The 16,673-nt window shown below is 66.2% G+C and carries 14 protein-coding genes; 7 read left to right on the top strand and 7 right to left on the bottom strand.

Features of this window, described 5'->3' with window-relative positions:
* Positions 1-44 precede the first annotated feature (44 nt).
* The 5 genes from DOM67_RS11685 (at position 45) to DOM67_RS11665 (ending at position 5,877) form a co-directional block, all read left to right on the top strand.
* The gene (locus DOM67_RS11685; protein WP_110676053.1) at positions 45-1,025 is read left to right on the top strand and encodes an ABC transporter permease; all 981 of its coding nucleotides are present in this window, start codon (positions 45-47) and stop codon (positions 1,023-1,025) included.
* A gap of 209 nt (positions 1,026-1,234) precedes the next feature.
* Complete coding sequence (locus tag DOM67_RS11680; RefSeq protein WP_110676051.1) at positions 1,235-2,068, top strand: ABC transporter permease; 834 nt, start codon at positions 1,235-1,237, stop codon at positions 2,066-2,068.
* Positions 2,069-2,078: 10 nt separating this feature from the next.
* Positions 2,079-3,797 carry an ABC transporter ATP-binding protein gene (locus DOM67_RS11675; RefSeq protein ID WP_110676049.1) on the top strand — a complete coding sequence of 573 codons (1,719 nt, stop codon included), beginning with the start codon at positions 2,079-2,081 and terminating at the stop codon, positions 3,795-3,797.
* A 24-nt stretch (positions 3,798-3,821) separates the two neighbouring features.
* On the top strand, positions 3,822-4,817 hold the full coding sequence (locus DOM67_RS11670; RefSeq protein WP_232825230.1) for a glyoxylate/hydroxypyruvate reductase A: 996 nt from the start codon (positions 3,822-3,824) through the stop codon (positions 4,815-4,817).
* A 40-nt stretch (positions 4,818-4,857) separates the two neighbouring features.
* Positions 4,858-5,877, top strand: a complete 1,020-nt coding sequence (locus DOM67_RS11665) for a histone deacetylase family protein (protein WP_110676047.1) — start codon at positions 4,858-4,860, stop codon at positions 5,875-5,877.
* Between the two features lie 3 nt (positions 5,878-5,880).
* On the opposite strand, the gene DOM67_RS11660 is transcribed toward DOM67_RS11665, so the two are convergent.
* Entirely contained in the window at positions 5,881-6,405 is a 525-nt protein-coding gene (locus tag DOM67_RS11660; RefSeq protein ID WP_110676045.1) for a GNAT family N-acetyltransferase, read from the bottom strand.
* A gap of 170 nt (positions 6,406-6,575) precedes the next feature.
* Between DOM67_RS11660 and DOM67_RS19815 the strand changes: the two genes are divergently transcribed.
* The gene (locus DOM67_RS19815; RefSeq protein ID WP_157958849.1) at positions 6,576-6,782 is read left to right on the top strand and encodes a hypothetical protein; all 207 of its coding nucleotides are present in this window, start codon (positions 6,576-6,578) and stop codon (positions 6,780-6,782) included.
* 281 nt (positions 6,783-7,063) lie between these two features.
* Complete coding sequence (locus tag DOM67_RS11655; protein ID WP_110676043.1) at positions 7,064-8,014, top strand: LysR substrate-binding domain-containing protein; 951 nt, start codon at positions 7,064-7,066, stop codon at positions 8,012-8,014.
* 25 nt (positions 8,015-8,039) lie between these two features.
* Here DOM67_RS11655 and DOM67_RS11650 read toward each other — a convergent pair whose 3' ends face one another.
* From DOM67_RS11650 to DOM67_RS11625, 6 genes are all read right to left on the bottom strand, one after another.
* A complete protein-coding gene (locus tag DOM67_RS11650) occupies positions 8,040-9,524 on the bottom strand; it encodes a tripartite tricarboxylate transporter permease (protein WP_110676041.1) in 1,485 nt (494 codons plus the stop codon).
* A 9-nt stretch (positions 9,525-9,533) separates the two neighbouring features.
* Positions 9,534-10,061, bottom strand: a complete 528-nt coding sequence (locus tag DOM67_RS11645; protein WP_110676039.1) for a tripartite tricarboxylate transporter TctB family protein — start codon at positions 10,059-10,061, stop codon at positions 9,534-9,536.
* A 286-nt stretch (positions 10,062-10,347) separates the two neighbouring features.
* Positions 10,348-11,553, bottom strand: a complete 1,206-nt coding sequence (gene pcaF, locus DOM67_RS11640) for a 3-oxoadipyl-CoA thiolase (RefSeq protein ID WP_110676037.1) — start codon at positions 11,551-11,553, stop codon at positions 10,348-10,350.
* Positions 11,553-13,667 (bottom strand): 3-hydroxyacyl-CoA dehydrogenase NAD-binding domain-containing protein, encoded by a 2,115-nt coding sequence (locus DOM67_RS11635; protein ID WP_110676035.1) that lies wholly within the window; start codon positions 13,665-13,667, stop codon positions 11,553-11,555. Before DOM67_RS11635 ends, pcaF begins: the two co-directional genes overlap by 1 nt.
* On the bottom strand, positions 13,660-15,774 hold the full coding sequence (locus tag DOM67_RS11630) for an acetate--CoA ligase family protein (RefSeq protein ID WP_110676033.1): 2,115 nt from the start codon (positions 15,772-15,774) through the stop codon (positions 13,660-13,662). The genes DOM67_RS11635 and DOM67_RS11630 overlap by 8 nt, the downstream gene beginning before the upstream one ends.
* A complete protein-coding gene (locus DOM67_RS11625; RefSeq protein ID WP_110676031.1) occupies positions 15,771-16,568 on the bottom strand; it encodes an enoyl-CoA hydratase/isomerase family protein in 798 nt (265 codons plus the stop codon). The genes DOM67_RS11630 and DOM67_RS11625 overlap by 4 nt, the downstream gene beginning before the upstream one ends.
* Positions 16,569-16,673: the final 105 nt, after the last annotated feature.

Raw genomic sequence — 16,673 nt, 5'->3', positions numbered from 1 at the left:
CGTCGGCGGCCTTCAGGTGGCCGACGCTCGGCGAGGACAGAACCATGGCTTATGTCTCTCTGATCCTGGGTCGTGTCGGCAAGGCCGTCATCGTGCTGTTGGCGATCCTGGTATTCAATTTCTTCCTGATTCACGCCGCCCCCGGTGATCCGGCGGCCGTCATGGCGGGCGAAGCCGGGGCGACCGACCAGCAGTTCCTCGACGATCTGCGCGAACGCTTCGGTCTCGACCAGCCACTGCCGGTGCAGCTCTGGCGCTACATGAGCGGGGTGCTGCAGCTCGACTTCGGCTACTCCTATCGCCAGCAGATGCCGGTGCTCGATCTGATTCTGGAGCGATTGCCGGCGACGCTGCTGCTCACCGGCGCGGCGTTCTGCATCTCGCTGCTGTTCGGGATCATCGCGGGGACGCTGGCCGCCATGCGCGCCAAACGGCCATCGGGCTCGATCATCATGGGGCTGGCGCTGCTGTTCTACGCCACGCCGCTCTACTGGGTGGCGATGATGGCGGTGCTGGTCTTTTCGGTGACGCTCGACTGGCTGCCCGCCTACGGCTACTCGACGGTCGGTGCCGACTACACCGGCCTGGCCCACGTCGGCGACGTCGCGGTTCATCTGATTCTGCCGGCGCTGACGCTGGGGCTGTTCTTCATGGCGGTCTACACCCGGATGACGCGCACCTCGATGCTGAGCGTGTCGCAGCAGGATTTCGTCAAGACGGCACGCGCCAAGGGGCTGGCGCCGGGGGTGATCCAGCGTCGGCATATCCTGCGCAATGCACTGCTGCCGATCATCACCCTGGCCGGGCTGCAGGCCGGGCAGATGGTGGGCGGGGCGGTGCTGACCGAGACCGTGTTCGCCTGGCCCGGTATCGGCCGGCTGATGTACGAGGCGCTGATGCAGCGGGACTACAACCTGCTGCTGGGCATCTTCTTCTTCTGCGCGCTGCTGGTGATCCTGTTCAACATGCTCACCGACGTGATCTATCGGCTCGCCGATCCGCGGATCAAGCAAGGCGCTACCTGAATGCCTGCGCGGACGGATCGCTTTGCTATGGCCGCCGTCCTGGCGGCCACCGAAGGCCAGCCTGCGGCTGTTCCATTTCGCTCCCGGCGAAATGGTGCGCGGTGCTCTAGCGCAATCCTAACAGCCAGTTATGTCTTGCTCTCTGCGCGCCGAGCGCCTCGCGCTTCATTCCGCTCGGCGATCCAGGCAACTCTTTCTTTGGGGGCCGCATGAATTTCTTCAAACGCTTTGCCCAGAATCGTGGCGCCCTGGTGGGGCTGGTGATTCTCGGTCTGGTGGTGCTGCTGGCCTTGCTGGCGCCCTTTCTCTATCCCGACTCTCCCTGGCGCATGGTGCAGCGACCGTTTCTGGCGCCGGGCGAAGTCTCCGGTTTCTGGCTGGGCACCGATGTCATGGGGCGCGACGTCGCCGCGGGGCTGGCCCACGGCGCCTGGGTGTCGCTGCTGATCGGCTTGATCTCCACCGTGGTGGCGCTCGCCATCGGGGTGCCCCTCGGGGCGCTGGCGGGGTATTTCGGTGGCAAGGTCGACGACGCTCTGATGCGCTTCACCGAGTTCTTCCAGACCATTCCCAACTTTGCGCTGGCGATCGTGCTGGTGGCGATCATGGAGCCGAGCACGTTCTCCATCGTGCTGGCCATCGCCATCGTCAGCTGGCCGCCGGTGGCACGCCTGGTGCGCGGTGAATTTCTCTCGATCAAGCATCGCGAGTACGTCGAGGCGGCGCGCCTGGTCGGCCAGACCCACCGTGACATCATCATCAAGCAGATCCTGCCCAATACGCTCTCACCGGTGATCGTGCTGGCCTCGCTCATGGTGGCCACGGCGATTCTGCTGGAATCCTCGCTCTCCTTCCTCGGTCTCGGCGACCCGGACACCATGTCCTGGGGCTACATGATCGGCGCCGCGCGGACGGTCATGCGCCAGGCCTGGTGGCTGTCGGTCATTCCGGGGGTGGCGATCCTGCTCACGGTGCTGGCGCTCAATCTGGTCGGCGAAGGGCTGGATGATGCACTGAACCCGCAGCTCGCCAGAGCACGCTAGGAGACCGACCATGAGTGAACCCACACGAGAGTCCGGCGCGCCCCTGCTGCGTATCGAGCGCCTGTCGCTGGCCCTGCCGGAGGGCGCCGACCGGCTCTATGCCGTCGATAACGTCAGTTACGACCTGACGGCGGGCGAGATCCTGTGCGTGGTCGGCGAATCCGGTTCCGGCAAGTCGATGACGGCCAATGCGCTCATGGGGCTCTTGCCGAGCGGTGTGCGTGTCGCCCAGGGGCGGGCGCTGTTCGACGGCCAGGACGTGCTGGCGATGGATGAACTCAGCCACCGTGCCCTGCGCGGGCGGCGTATCGGCATGATCTTTCAGGAGCCGATGACGGCGCTCAACCCGCTGATGCGGGTCGGCGAGCAGATCGCCGAAGTGTTCGAGGCGCATGATTTGTTGACCCCGAGGGCGCGCAAGGAGAGGGCGCTGGCGCTGCTCGAGGAGGTCCGCCTGCCCGATCCGACGTCGGCGTTGCGCGCCTATCCCTTCGAGCTCTCCGGCGGCCAGCGTCAGCGGGTGATGATCGCCATGGCCCTGGCCCTCGAGCCGGAACTGCTGATTGCCGACGAGCCGACCACGGCGCTGGATGTGACCACCCAGGCGCAGATTCTGCATCTGGTGAAGGATCTGCAGGCGCGGCGCGGCATGGCGGTGATGTTCATCACCCACGATTTCGGCGTGGTCGCCGAGATCGCCGATCGCGTCTGCGTCATGCGCGAAGGCAAGATCGTCGAGATGGGGGAGGCCCGCGAGGTGCTCGACCATCCCCGGCATGACTACACCCGTGCGCTGATCGAAGCCATTCCCGCCGATGTCGTGGCGGCGGTAGGAAGACCCGCCGATGTCCTGGCGGCGGTGGAAAGGCCGGGGGATGCCATCCCGCGGCAGCAGGACGACATGCAGTCGACACCGCTGTTGTCGGTCAGCGGCCTCGACAAGGTCTATCGCACCAGTGGCGGCTGGTTCCAGCCCAAGCGTGAAGTCGTCGCGCTCGATGGCATCGGCTTCTCGCTCGGCAAGGGCGAGACGCTGGGGATCGTCGGCGAGTCGGGCTCCGGGAAATCGACACTGGGGCGCTGCATCGTGGGCCTGAACCGGCCGGACAGCGGCGAGATCCGTCTCGACGGGGTGGACCTGAGCGCCCTGGAGGGCCGCGCGCTGCGAGCGCATCGGCGTCGCATCCAGATGGTCTTCCAGGACCCGTATGCGTCGCTCAACCCGCGCATCCGTGTCGGCATGGCGATTGCCCAGGGGCCGATCGCCAACGGCGTGCCCAAGGCCGAGGCGCTGGCACAGGCGCGGGCGCTGCTGGCAACGGTAGGGCTTGATGGCGGCGCCGCCGAGCGCTATCCCCACGAGTTCTCCGGCGGCCAGCGTCAGCGTATCGGCATCGCCCGGGCGCTGGCGCTCAACCCTGAACTGATCGTGGCCGACGAGGCCGTCTCGGCGCTGGACGTCTCGATCCAGGCGCAGGTGCTGAAGCTGCTCGATGACCTGAAGCGGGAGCTCGACCTCTCGCTGCTGTTCATCACCCATGACCTGCGGGTGGCGGCCCAGATCTGCGATCGCCTGATCGTGATGCAGAAGGGCCGTATCGTCGAGCACGGCAGCGCCAGGGAGATCTTTACCTCGCCGCAACACCCTTATACCCGCGAGCTGCTGGAAGCGATACCGGGACGCCGCGATGCGCCGGCGCCGGTGACGGCAACCGCCGGGGTGCTCTGAACCGATCCACGACACCGGGAACGCATGACGACCATGGAAACCGAACATCACGCACGGACACCCGAACCAGGCGCCGGTGCACCCACCGTACAGGGCGTGCTGTTGGGCTCGGCCGAGATCATGACGACCTACATTGCCGCCTTCGAGCAGGTGGCGCCGCATATCCGTCTGGCACTGCCGGATGCCATCACCGATCCCGAGAGCGTGACCTTCGCGCTGGCCTGGGACCCGGGAGCCGAGGATTTCCGGCCCTATCCCCATCTGCGCCTGGTGTCGTCGATCGCCGCTGGCGTCAACGGGATTCTCCAAAGCCCCAGCCTGCCGAGTGACGTGCCGCTGATGCGCATTGCCGGTGAGTCCCAGGCCCAGATGATGGCGGGATTCGTGACCTGGCACGTGCTGTGGCATCACCGTCGCTTCGGTGACTATCTGCGCCATCAACGTCAACGCCACTGGGAGCGTCTGCCGAAGCGCGCCGCCGCGGATGTCCGCGTGGGGCTGCTGGGGGCGGGCAGGATGGGCGGGGCGGTGGCGCGCTCACTGGTGGCGCTGGATTACGACGTGGCGATCCATTCGCGCAGCGGGCGCAACCTGCCGGCCGGCGTCGAGGGGTTCAGCGGTGAGGCGGGGCTCGAGCGGCTCGCGGCGCGCAGCGACATCCTGATCAATCTGCTGCCATTGACCCCGCAGACCCGGGGCATCCTCGACGCCACGCTGTTTGCCCGGATGCCACGGGGCGCGGCGCTGATCCACGTCGGGCGCGGTGAACATCTCATCGAGGACGACCTGCTCGCGGCCCTGGCGAGCGGCCAGCTTGCGGCGGCCTCGCTGGACGTCTTCGCGATCGAGCCGCTGCCGCAGGATCATCCGTTCTGGCGGCACGAGCGGATCCTGGTCACGCCGCACGATGCCTGTGACTCGACCCCGCCACAGGTGGCCCAGGCGGTGGCGAAGGCGCTGCAGCGTCTGGAGAGCGGCCAGCGACCTGCGGGCATGGTAGATCGAACGGCGGGTTATTGAACCAGGCCTAGTCACGGATGGCGGACAACCAGGACACTCCATGAAGACCTTCTTTCACGACGATCAGCTACTGCACCAGCCGCAGACCTATTTCTCCCGCGGCAAGATGCGCAAGCCCCAGGAAGTGCGCGACCGCGCCGAGCACCTGCTGGCCGCGGCCAAGCGGCTCGGTTTCCAGATACAGGCGCCGACCGACCAGGGGGTCGGCCCGCTGCGCGCCGTGCACTCGCTGCCCTACCTGCGCTTTCTCGAGAGCGCTCACCGGCGCTGGCACGAGCTGGGCGAGGACTGGGGCGAGGAGGTGATCTCGAATGTGTTCGTGCGCTCGCCCAACGCCTTGCGCGGCATCCTTGCCGAAGCTGCGCGCTACCTGGCCGATGGTAGTGCGCCGGTGGGCCGGCACACCTGGCAGGCGGCCTACTGGGCGGCGCAGAGCGCGGTGGCGGGGGCCGACACCCTGCTCGCCGGCGAGCGCTTCGCCTATACGCTGTCGCGCCCGCCGGGTCACCACTCGGGGATCGACTCCGCCGGCGGCTTCTGCTTCCTCAACAACGCGGCGATCGCCGCACAGCGTCTGACCTCGCGCTATCCCCGCGTCGTCGTGCTCGATACCGACATGCACCACGGCCAGGGCGTGCAGGAGATCTTCTACGAGCGCGACGACGTGATGTATATCTCGATCCACGGCGACACCACCAATTTCTACCCGGCGGTCTGCGGTTTCGAGGATGAGCGGGGGCGCGGCGCGGGGCTCGGTTACAACCTCAATCTGCCGATGCCCCACGGATCATCGGAGGCGGTCTTCTTCGCACGGTTGGCAGAGGCTTGCCAGGCGATTCGCCTGTTCGAACCGGATGCGCTGGTGCTGGCGCTGGGCTTCGATATCCACGAGAAGGACCCCCAGGCCAAAGTGGCAGTCTCCACGCCGGGGTTCGGCAGACTCGGCCGCGACATTGCCGCCCTCGATCTGCCCACGCTGGTGGTGCAGGAGGGCGGCTACTACCTGGAAGGGCTCGAAGAGAACGCGGTGCGCTTCTTCGAAGGGTTGTTGGAGCGCTAAGACTTATTTCAGGCTGTTCTGCCGACGGTAGATATCGATGTTCGAGTGGTGGTGGCGAGATTGTGCCTCATGGCTCATGCCAATCTTCTGGGCGACCCTGGCGGACGCTCGGTGGTCGATGTCGACGATCGCCATAATGGAATCCAGTCCGCATTGCTCAAACCCGTAGCGAAGTGCGGCGCTAGCCGCTTCGGTGGCGAGGCCGGCACCCCAAGCTCTCCTGGCTAGACGATAACCGAGTTCGATCTCTTCCCTGCCATTGAGCTCTGTCGGACCCAGTCCGCAGAAGCCGAGCAGTACTCTGCGGGCCTTATCTTCCAAGGCCCACATTGCGAAGTTTCGCTCTGCCTGACAAGCCCGGTTGGCTGCAATGAAATCACGAGTCTTTTCAGTGCTGTAAGGCCCATGAAGCGAAAAACGCATGACCTCGGCATCGGCGAGAATCTCTGACAACGCGCCAATATCGGTCGGCCGAAATTCGCGGATTCGGAGCCTGCGGGTATCCACAATGGCGATGCTGTCGGTCATGTCGTCACTCACTTGCTCTGCTTCTGGGAACAGACTCAGCGGGGAGCGTGAGTCGCGGGGCGTTCGAGCTCATCGATGACCCGCATACCGATTATCGACGCCTCCAATTTTTCGTCACAGTCGTGTAATTATATCGTCCGTGTCATTCCCCCCATTCAAGCAGAAGCAGCGTGAAGATTTCACGGCGCATCAAGGCGTTGATCGTTATGGCCGTGGTTGTCTACGTGCTCGCGCACTTGATTCGCGCCATACTGTCGACGATGCTGCGTTCGAATGCGCTGCTGCATCCGTTGCGCCGATCGCCGGCATCGCCGCGGCGTACCACGCGGCTCGAGAGCGACGAGGCCGAAACGCTGAAGCACCGCACGCGCTGCTGACGTCCAGTCGCTCGGCGCTTGTTGTGGTGTAAACCCGGCTCAATCCCCGTACATGTCACAGCGTCCCCCTTCACTATTAGGCGTGTCGAGATGGGGATATGCCGATCATCGACTCTGAGCGGCGAAGTCTGTCGTTTTCGGCGAGTCGTGTAGTCGGCAAGCGTCCTGGCGCCTTATCAGATCGAAGACCTAGCATTCATGGTGATGCAAAAACTAAGGTCTAATACCTGGGCTGCGTAGTGCTGTGCTATAGAATCCGGTTTTGCAGCGGGTATCTACCTATGTCGCATCCTCTCCCTCCCTTGAATCCGCTGCGGGCTTTCGAGGTCGCGGCCCGGTTGTGCAGCCTGACCAAGGCGGCCGAGGAGCTGCACGTTTCGCAGGTCGCGGTGAGTCGTCAGGTCAAGGTGCTCGAGGACTACATGGGCGTGGTGCTGTTCTATCGCCAGCATCGCGGTATCGAGCTGACGCGGGAGGGGCTGGAGCTCTACCGAGGCGTGAAGAACGCCTTCAAGGAGATCTCCGACGCTAGCCGACGTGTCTCGCGTCGCGGGCGCAAGGATGTGCTGTCGATCCAGTCTTACACCACCTTTTCGCAGCGTTGGCTCATTCCCCGGCTGGCGGATTTCAACGCCCGCAACGACCTGCTCGAGGTCAAGCTCTCGTCGTCTCTGAAACCGGCGGACTTCGATAGCGGCAACGTCGACGCGGCAATCCGTGCCGGGCGCGGAGAGTGGTCGGACCTGCACGCCGAGAAGCTGGTGGATATCGAACTCATCCCCGTTGTCTCCGCCGCTCTGCAGGCCTCGGCTGGGATCAAGACCGTGCGCGATCTATCCCGCGTTCGGCTACTGCACTCGATGGCCCGCTCCTCGGACTGGCAGCACTGGCTCGCCGCCTATGGCGATACGGTCGAGGACAAGGCGAGTGTTCAATTCGAGAGCTCTGCGCTGGCCTACGAGGCGGCGTCGACGGGTATGGGCTGCGCCATCGCCGTCAAGATGTTCGTGGAGAAGCAGCTCGAATCGGGAGAGTTCCTGGCCCCGTTCCCGGAGACGTTGAAGACCGGCGAAGCCTACTATCTGGTCTGGCCCAAGGGAACGCCGCCCTCGGATGCGCTGCTCAGATTTCTCGAGTGGATGCGGGGTGTGATGCAGACGCAAACGCCGGCAGCGCCCGCTGCCGGCGAAGAGGGAACGCCGCCGGCGCGGGTGCTGGACTCCCTCGGTTGAGGTCGGGCCGGCAGTGCGTCCGGTGCTAGACCTGCGCCGCTTTCTTGAAGAAGGACTTGCGCAGGCGCGGCAGGATCAGCGAGATCACCATGATCGCCAGCAGCGTCGCGCTGATGGGATCGGTCAGGAACGTGGTCATGTCGCCATTGGCGATCGAGACTGCGCGGCGGAAGTTGGTCTCCAGCATGTCGCCCAGCACCAGGGCGAGAATGATCGGCGCCAGCGGAATATCTACCTTGCGTAGCAGATAGCCGATCAGGCCGAACGCCAGCGTGATGAAGACCGGGAAAATGGCGTTCTCTGTGGCATAAGCGCCCATCAGGCTGATCCCGGCAACGATGGCTGCGATGATCGGTCCCGGGATGTCAGACACCTTGGCCCAGAAGCGAGCCCCCGCCAGACCGATGATGATCATCACCGGCACTCCGATCCAGAGTGAGGCGAAAATCGTGTAGGGGATCTCCGGGTTGGTCGCGAACAGCAGCGGTCCGGGTTGAATGCCTTGAATCATCAGCGCGCCGATCAGGATCGCGGTGGTCGGCGAACCGGGAATGCCGAGTGCCAGCAGCGGCGCCAGCGCGCCGGATACGGCGGCATTGTTGGCGGTTTCCGAGGCCGCCACACCCTCCAGGCTACCCTTGCCGAAGCGCTCGGGGTGACGCGAGCTCTTCTTGGCCACGCCATAGGACGCGAACGAAGCGATCGAGGCGCCCGCACCAGGAATGATCCCGATCACGTAACCCAGAATGGAGCTGGTCAAGAACACGCGCTTGAGCTGGGTGAACGTGCTCAAGGGAACCGCGAACAGCCCACTCATGGGCTGGCTCTTGACCGAACCCGCCGCGCCTTTCTCGATCATGAACAGCACTTCGGAAAGGGCGAACAGCCCCAGTAGTACCGGTACCAGCGGCAGGCCCTCGAAGAAGTCCGGGTGATAGCTGAAGCGCGGCACGCCCGTCTGGGTGTCGAGCCCGATGGTCGCCAGGCCGAGCCCCAGGCCCATGGCGATCAGCCCCTTGAGCAGCGAAGGCGAGAGGCTGGAGACCAGGCTCAGGCCGAGCAGCGCGAGCGCGAAGTAGGCCTCCGGGCCCAGGGCGAGGGCATACTCCGACAGCGGCACGGCGGTGAAGAAGAGCAGGACGGCACTGACGAAGATGCCCACACCCGAGGAGATGATGGAGACGTTCAGCGCCAGGCCGGCCTTGCCCTGCTGCGACAGCGGGTAGCCATCCCAGGAGGTGGCGACCGCCGCGGCGGTGCCCGGCGAGTTGAGCAGAATCGCCGAGATCGCACCGCCATATTCGGCGGCGACATACAGGGCCACCAGGGTGACGATGGAGACCGTGGGGTCCATGCCGTAGGTGAATGGAATCATCAGGGCGACGCCCAGGCTCGGACCCAGCCCGGGGATGGCCCCGATGAGATAGCCCAGGAGCGCCCCGCCGAGCAGACCCACCACGACCAGCGGGTTGGCGAAAGAGCCGAATCCGACCAGTATTTGATCAATCATCTGATGCCCTCAATCGAAGTAGACGCCGAGTGCCATGACGAAAATGGCGTAAATGGTGGCGGAGAACAGGGGAGGAATGATCGCCAGCATCGTCAGGCGTCGTTCGCCTGCGACCCACATGAGCAGGAATGAGAACAGGGCGATCGTAATCAGCGGCCCTGCCGTCTTCAGCAGCGTGGTCTCGGCGATGAGGATGGCGACGGCGGCCAGCACCGACAGGGGGCGGCTGAATGCCAAACGCTCCTGGGGCGTTCTGCGCGGCTTGATGAAGAGGCTGATGAACAGCAGACCCAGAAGCAGCAGCAGGTTGATGACGGCGATGATGAGCGGGAATCCGCCGGGACCCACGTGTGGGCTCGGTACCTGAACATGAAGCCGATAGGCTTCGCTCAGATAGAAGATATCGACAGCGATGAGCAGCAGATAGATCACGACTTCTGCCAGAGATTTCTTGATCGTCAAGATCTGATCGCGATCGTGATGGTCATCGACATCGTTGCCGATTCGGGAGGGGGATTTTACGGCCTCTACGGTCATGAGGAACCTCCACAAGACGTGATGGTGGTATCGTTCTTGTTGCCATTCGGGCGAGGCGAACGCGCGCTCTTCGGCGCCAGGATGGAAACACCGCCGAAGAGATAGCGCTACTATGGGGGATGCGGCCGACTCGGATCGACTGAGGATATGTCAGGGAGGTCTGGCCATACTGTTGGTCACATTTTCGACCAATGGCTACTGGCCAATCGTGACGCCCAGTGGGTGCCGCGTGACCGCTGAACTCGCCCGGTCCGGCGACACGGGGCGCCCCGCTGGCAAGGCGACCTCAGCACCGCTCGATCAGTAGCGCCACGCCTTGGCCCACGCCCACGCACATGCTGCACAGCCCGTAGCGCCCACCGCTGGCCTCCAACTGATGCAGCGCGGTGGTGATCAGGCGTGCACCGGAGGCGCCCAGTGGGTGGCCGATGGCGATGGCGCCGCCGTTGGGGTTGACGCGCGGGTCGTCGTCGGCGAGTCCCAGCCGGCGGCCTACCGCCAGCGCCTGGGAGGCGAAGGCCTCGTTGAGCTCGATGGTGTCCATCTGCTCGAGGCTGAGCCCGGTCTGGGCCAGCAACTTCTCGATCGCCGGCACCGGGCCCATGCCCATGACCCGCGGTGCCACCCCGGCCGTCGCCATGCCGACGATGCGCGCGCGTCCGACCAGGCCGTGCCGGCGGGCACCCTCGGGCGTGGCCAGCAGCAGCGCACAGGCGCCATCGTTGATACCCGAGGCGTTGCCGGCGGTGATGCTGCCGTCTTCGTGCGTCACGCTGCGCAGCTTGCTCAGCGCTTCCAGCGTACTCTCCGGTCGCGGATGCTCGTCGCAGGTGAACGCAAGGTCGGGCTGGCCGCGCCGGCTCACGGTCACCGACATCAGCTCCCGGTCGAAGAATCCGCGGGCGTGGGCGGCCTGCCAGCGCTGCTGGCTGCGCAGGGCGAAGGCGTCCTGATCGACGCGGCTGACACGCTCCTCCTCGGCGACGTTCTCGGCCGTCTGCGTCAGCGGATCGACGCCGTAGCGTGCCTTCATCGCTGGATTGATCAGGCGCCAGCCAATGGTGGTGTCTTCCAGGGTCTGGCCGCGCGAAAAGGGCTTTTCGGCCTTGCCCATGACATAGGGTGAGCGGCTCATGCTCTCGACGCCGCCGGCCACCATCAGTTGAGCCTCACCGCAGCGCAGGGCGCGGGCGGCACTGCCGACCGCATCCATGCCGGAGCCGCACAGACGGTTGAGGGTAGATCCCGGGACTTCGAGCGGCAGCCCGGCGAGCAGCGCGGCCATGCGTGCGACGTTGCGGTTGTCCTCGCCGGCCTGGTTGGCACAGCCGTAGATCACGTCGTCGACCCGGTGCCAGTCGAGCTCGGGGTGGCGCTGCATCAGCGCCTGTATCGGCAGGGTCGCGAGATCGTCGGCACGGATGCCGGAGAGGGCGCCCTGAAAGCGCCCGAACGGGGTGCGGATGGCGTCACAGATCCACGCTTCTGACATCACGTCTTGCTCCTGTTGGCGGGTTCGGAAGGCCCTTGGGAAGATTCTCGAGAACACGCCGTGGACAGGACGGCGGGGTCACCGGCCACATGGCCCTGGCCGCTCGCCCGGGCGAGCTGGTCGAGGGCGGTGGCAAGGGCCTCTGCGGGCATCTGGCGGGCGATGAACACCGGCCCGCCGCGCCAGCGCGGAAAGCCGTAACCATTGACCAGCGCGATATCGATATCCTCGGCACGGCGACAGACACCTTCCCCGATGACCAGCAGCGCCTCGTTGATCAGCGCCGCCACCACGCGTTGCTGGATCTCGCTGGCGCTGAATGCGCGCGGCTCGATACCCTGCGCCTGGCGATAGGCGTCGATCATGGACATCACCTCGGGATCTTCCGAAGGCTGCAGCGAATCGTCGTAGCGGTAGTAGCCCTGGCGGGTCTTGCGTCCGAAGCGGCCGGCCTCGCACAGGCGGTCGGGCAGACCGACATAGCGCCGGTCAGTGTCTGCCGCGGCAGTGGCCTGGCGCATCTTCCAGGCGATATCGAGTCCGGACATGTCGGCGACCTTGAATGGCCCCATGGCGAAGCCGAACGCCTCCAACGCGGTGTCGATCTGCGTCGGGGAGGCGCCCTCTTCGAGCATGAACTCACACTGCCGGCGGTAGGCGGCATAGATCCGGTTGCCGACGAAGCCCCAGGCATTGCGGACCACGATCGGTGTCTTTTTCAGCGCCTTGGCGAAGGTGTGCGCGGTGACCAGCGTCGTGTCGTCGGTACGCGCAGTGGCGACGATCTCGAGCAGGGGCATGCGATCCGCCGGGCTGAAGAAGTGCAGCCCCAGCACCCGCGATGGCTGCGCGACCTCGGCGGCGATCGCGTCGATATCGAGATACGAGGTGTTGGTCGCCAGTAGCGTGTCGGACGAGGTCAGCCGCGACAGCTCGGCGAACAGCGACCGCTTGATCTCGAGATCCTCGACGATCGCCTCGATGACCAGATCGGCCTGCTCGACGCCCGCCAGTTGAGTGCTGCAGGCCAGACGCGACAGCAGCTCGGAGAGCGGTGTGGCGGTGGTACCGTGCCGCTCGATGAGCTGTTGTTGCGCCTTCTCGATCCGCTCGACGCCAGCGGCCAGCGCCTGGGCATCGCGCTCTATCAGGTCCACTCGATAGCCGGCGCGCAGCGCGGCCAGAGCGATGCCGCTGCCCATGGTTCCGGCGCCGATCACTGACACCCGTGTGAGCGTCGCCGGCGCGGCGGTGAGCTCTGCCAGCGGATTGGCACGCTCGGCGAAGAACAGATAGCGCAGGGCTCGGGCGGCCTCGCTGTCGCGCAGTGCCAGAAAGCGTTCGCGCTCGTGTGCCACGCCTTCGGCGAAGGGCGTGCGTGTGGCGATCATCACCGCATCGGCGGCCTCGGCGGCGGCGGGCAGGCCGCGTTGTCGACGTACCTGCTGCGCCTGCAGGCGTGCGCTCTGGTCGGCATCGAAGGGGGGCACCGACCGCGCACTGACGCGGCGCTTGTCCGCCGGCATGCGGCGCGCGAAGTCGAGCGCCGCGACCTCCTGGTCGGCGCGCTCGGTGGTGTCCAGCATCTGGTCGACGAGCCCCCACTGGTGAGCCGTGGCGGCGTCGATGGGCTTGCCGGCAACGATCATCGTCAGCGCGTGATCGACCCCCACCAGCCGTGGCAGGCGCTGGGTACCGCCGGCCCCCGGGATGATGCCGACATTGACCTCCGGCAGGCCCAGACTGGCGCCGGGGGTTGCCAGGCGCGCGTCGCAGGCCAGCGCCAGTTCGAGCCCCCCGCCCAGCGTATGGCCACGGACCACGGCGACGATCGGCAGCGGGAACGCCTCGAGTGCCTGCGTGACCTCGGGTAGTGACGGTGCGGTGGCGGGCTGGTCCAGTTCGCGCAGATCGGCCCCCGCCATCAAATGCTTGCCGGCCCCCTGCAGCACCACTGCGCGGACGCGCTGGGTGTCGATTGCCGCCAGCGCGTCGAGGATGCCCTGGCGGATACGTTGGTTACCGCTGTTGACCGGTGGATTGTCGAGGGTGACCACGGCGATGTCGTCGACGTAGTCGAGCTCGACCCGTGGCGGCTGGTGCGTATCAGGCATGGGCGATCTCCTCGCCGGCCGCTGCGGTGGCGGTCGTCACCAGCACGGCGTCGGCGGCCACCACGCCTTCCCCCTCCGGCAGCACGAACAGAGGGTTGATCTCTGCCGTCACCAGGCGCTCACCCAGCGCTGCGGCCAGCGTGGAGAAGTCGACGATCGCCTGCGCCAGTGCCGCGGTATCGCGCGGCTCGGACCCGCGGTATCCGGCTAGCAGCGGCCAACTGATCAACTGGCGCATCATCGCGTGGGCCTGATCCAGGCTGAGCGCCTGGCCGTCGGGCAGCAGATGCAGGGCCGTGTCCTTGAACAGCTCCGCGGTGACGCCGCCTGCCCCGAGCAGGATCGAGGTGCCGAGCGCATCGCGGTTGGCGCCCAGGATCAGCTCGAAGCCGCCCGGTACCATGGCTTCGACGAGGAACCGCTGCGGCGTGTGCCCGGTATGCTCGGCGACCGCCTGCTGCATGCGCGTCAGGCGCTCGGCGATGGTGTCGGCGCCGAGATTGAGCGCCACGCCGCCGATGTCGCTCTTGTGCAGGAGCGTACCGTCGAGCACCTTGAGCACCACCGGCGTAGCGATCTCGGCGGCGGCGTGCGCCGCCTCCTGCGGCGTGGTCACCGTGCGGCTGGCGGGAACCGCGATGCCATGGGTGCGGAATAGTTGCTTGGCGCTCGCTTCGTCCAGCGACCCTTGGGGAGTGTCCGCCATCGCCGGCGTGACGGCGGCGGCCGGGGCGGATGTCACCCGCGTGGAGGTGACATGGATCGCCTCCAGCGCTGCGCTGCAGCTCTCCGGTGAGCTGAAACCGGGGATGCCGGCGCGGTTCAGGCGTTTCAGCGTCTCCGGTGCGTGCGGGCTGACATACGCCAGCACCGGCTTGTCGCTGAGCGCCAGATTGGCCTGGATGGCACCGACGACCAGGTCGGGCATGGCCAGACCGGAAGAGCCGATGATCACCACCAGCGCATCGTAGGTCTCGCTCTCCAGCAGCGTACGAATCGCCTGACGCAGCAGATCGGGCTGCAGGCCAGCCAGTGTGACGTCGATCGGATTGCGGTCGAGTTCCGCCGGGGTGTCGCCCTGCAGCTCGCGCAGGCGCGCGGCGGTGGCCTCGTCCGGAACCGGCGCCTCGAATCCCTTCATGCCCAGGCTGTCGGCGATCAGCGTACCGGCGCCGCCGGTGGAAGTCAGGATCGCTACGCGGCGCTTTTGCATGCGGCGGCCGGCGGTGAGTACCGCGGGGATGTCGAGCAGCTCGTCGAAGGTGTCGGCGCGCACGATACCCAGGTCACGGAAGAAGGCGTCGTAGACCCGGTCCTCTCCGGCCAGCGCACCGGTATGGGAGCTGGCCGAGCGTGCGCCGGCCTCGGAACGGCCGATCTTGAACACCACCACCGGCTTGCCGGCGGCCCGCGCACGTTCGGCGGCGGCACGGAAGCGCGCCGGGTGGCGGATGCTCTCGAGATAGAGGGCGATCACCCGGGTGTCGGGGTCGTCGACCAGATGATCGATGAAGTCGCTCACCTCCAGGTCGACTTCGTTGCTGGTGGAGACCAGGGACGAGAGTCCGATACCGCGGCCGGCGGCGCGTGACAGCAGCGCGCCGAGGATACCCCCGCTCTGCGACACCACGGCGATGCCACCTCGCGGCAGCTCGCTCACTTCGAGGGCGCCGCTGGCCGACAGCGGAATGCCGGCGGAAAGGTTGACCAGGCCGATGGTATTGGGGCCTAGCAGGCGCATGGCACCGGCGGCCTGCTTGAGCTCTTCCTGCATCGCCAGGCCCGAGTCACCCGCCTCGGCGTAGCCGCTGGCGAGCACGATTGCTGCGCGGCACCCCAGCGCCGACAGCTCGCGCACCGCCTCGATACTGCGGCGGGCGTTGAGCAGGACCAGCGCGACATCGGGCGCCTTGGGGAGGTCGGGAATGCGCGCGTAGCACTTCAGCCCCTGGATCTCGCTCGCCTTCGGGTTGACGGGATAGATATTCCCCGAAAAACCGTGCTTCAGCAGATACGAGATCGGGCGACCGGAGGTCTTGTGAGGATCGGCCGAGGCACCCACCACGGCCACACTCCGGGGGTTGAGCAGGGCGTCGAGCTGGCTCATGCGGTGGCCTCCTTGGCGCGTGCCAGAAATGCCTGGACAGAGTCGCGATGCTCGCGGGAGGTGTAACAGATCCCCTGCGCCTTGCTGCCCTCGGCGAACACCTGCTGCTCGGAGAGCTCGTAGCTACGGTTGAGAATGGATTTGGTCAGCGCCGTGGCGGTGCGCGAGCCGCGACTCATCTGGGTAGCCATCGTCAGCGCGCTCGACAGCAGCGCATCGCCCGAGCAGCGCTGATCAGCGATGCCCAGGGCGAGTGCCTCTTCGGCCTCGACGCGGCGGCCGCTGAAGATCAAGCCCTTGGCGCGGCTGAGCCCGACTCGGCGCGGGAGGAAGTAGAGGCCACCGCCGTCGGGAACCAGCCCGCGCGCGATATAGGCCCAGGTAAAGGTGGCGGCATCGGCGGCGATGACGAAATCGCAGGAGAGCGCGAGGTCGGCGCCCAGCCCCGCGGCGGCGCCGTTGACTGCCGCCACAGTGGGAATCGGCAGATTCAGCAGCAGGCTGGCCGCGTAGTGCACGCCCTGCTGGCGTTCCCAGCCGTTGAAGCCGACCGTGGCCGGGTCGGCCTCCATGCGCTGCTGCATGCCGGCGATATCGCCACCGGCGCAGAAACCCTTGCCCTTGCCAGTGAGCACCAGGGCGCGGATCGAGCGATCCTCGCGGATGCGCTTGAGTTGCTCGACCAGTTCCGCACGCATGGCATCGCTCATGGCGTTGCGCTTCTCGGGGCGGTTCAGCGTCAGAATGGCGATGTCATCCTGCTGCGAAAATTCGATCAATTGACTCTGTGACATGAACAATCCTCTGATGCAGTGGGGGCGACGACACGCTGACAGGGTGTGTTACGGGTCGGTCGCGTGGTGGCGGGGTCGCCGCGACGGCGAACCCGGTCGTCTTGG

The organism is Salinicola sp. RZ23 (assembly GCF_003206675.1).
GTDB classification, from domain to species: domain Bacteria; phylum Pseudomonadota; class Gammaproteobacteria; order Pseudomonadales; family Halomonadaceae; genus Salinicola; species Salinicola endophyticus.
Note: the sequence above shows the minus strand (reverse complement) of the source record. Positions and strands in the feature narration are given on the sequence as shown.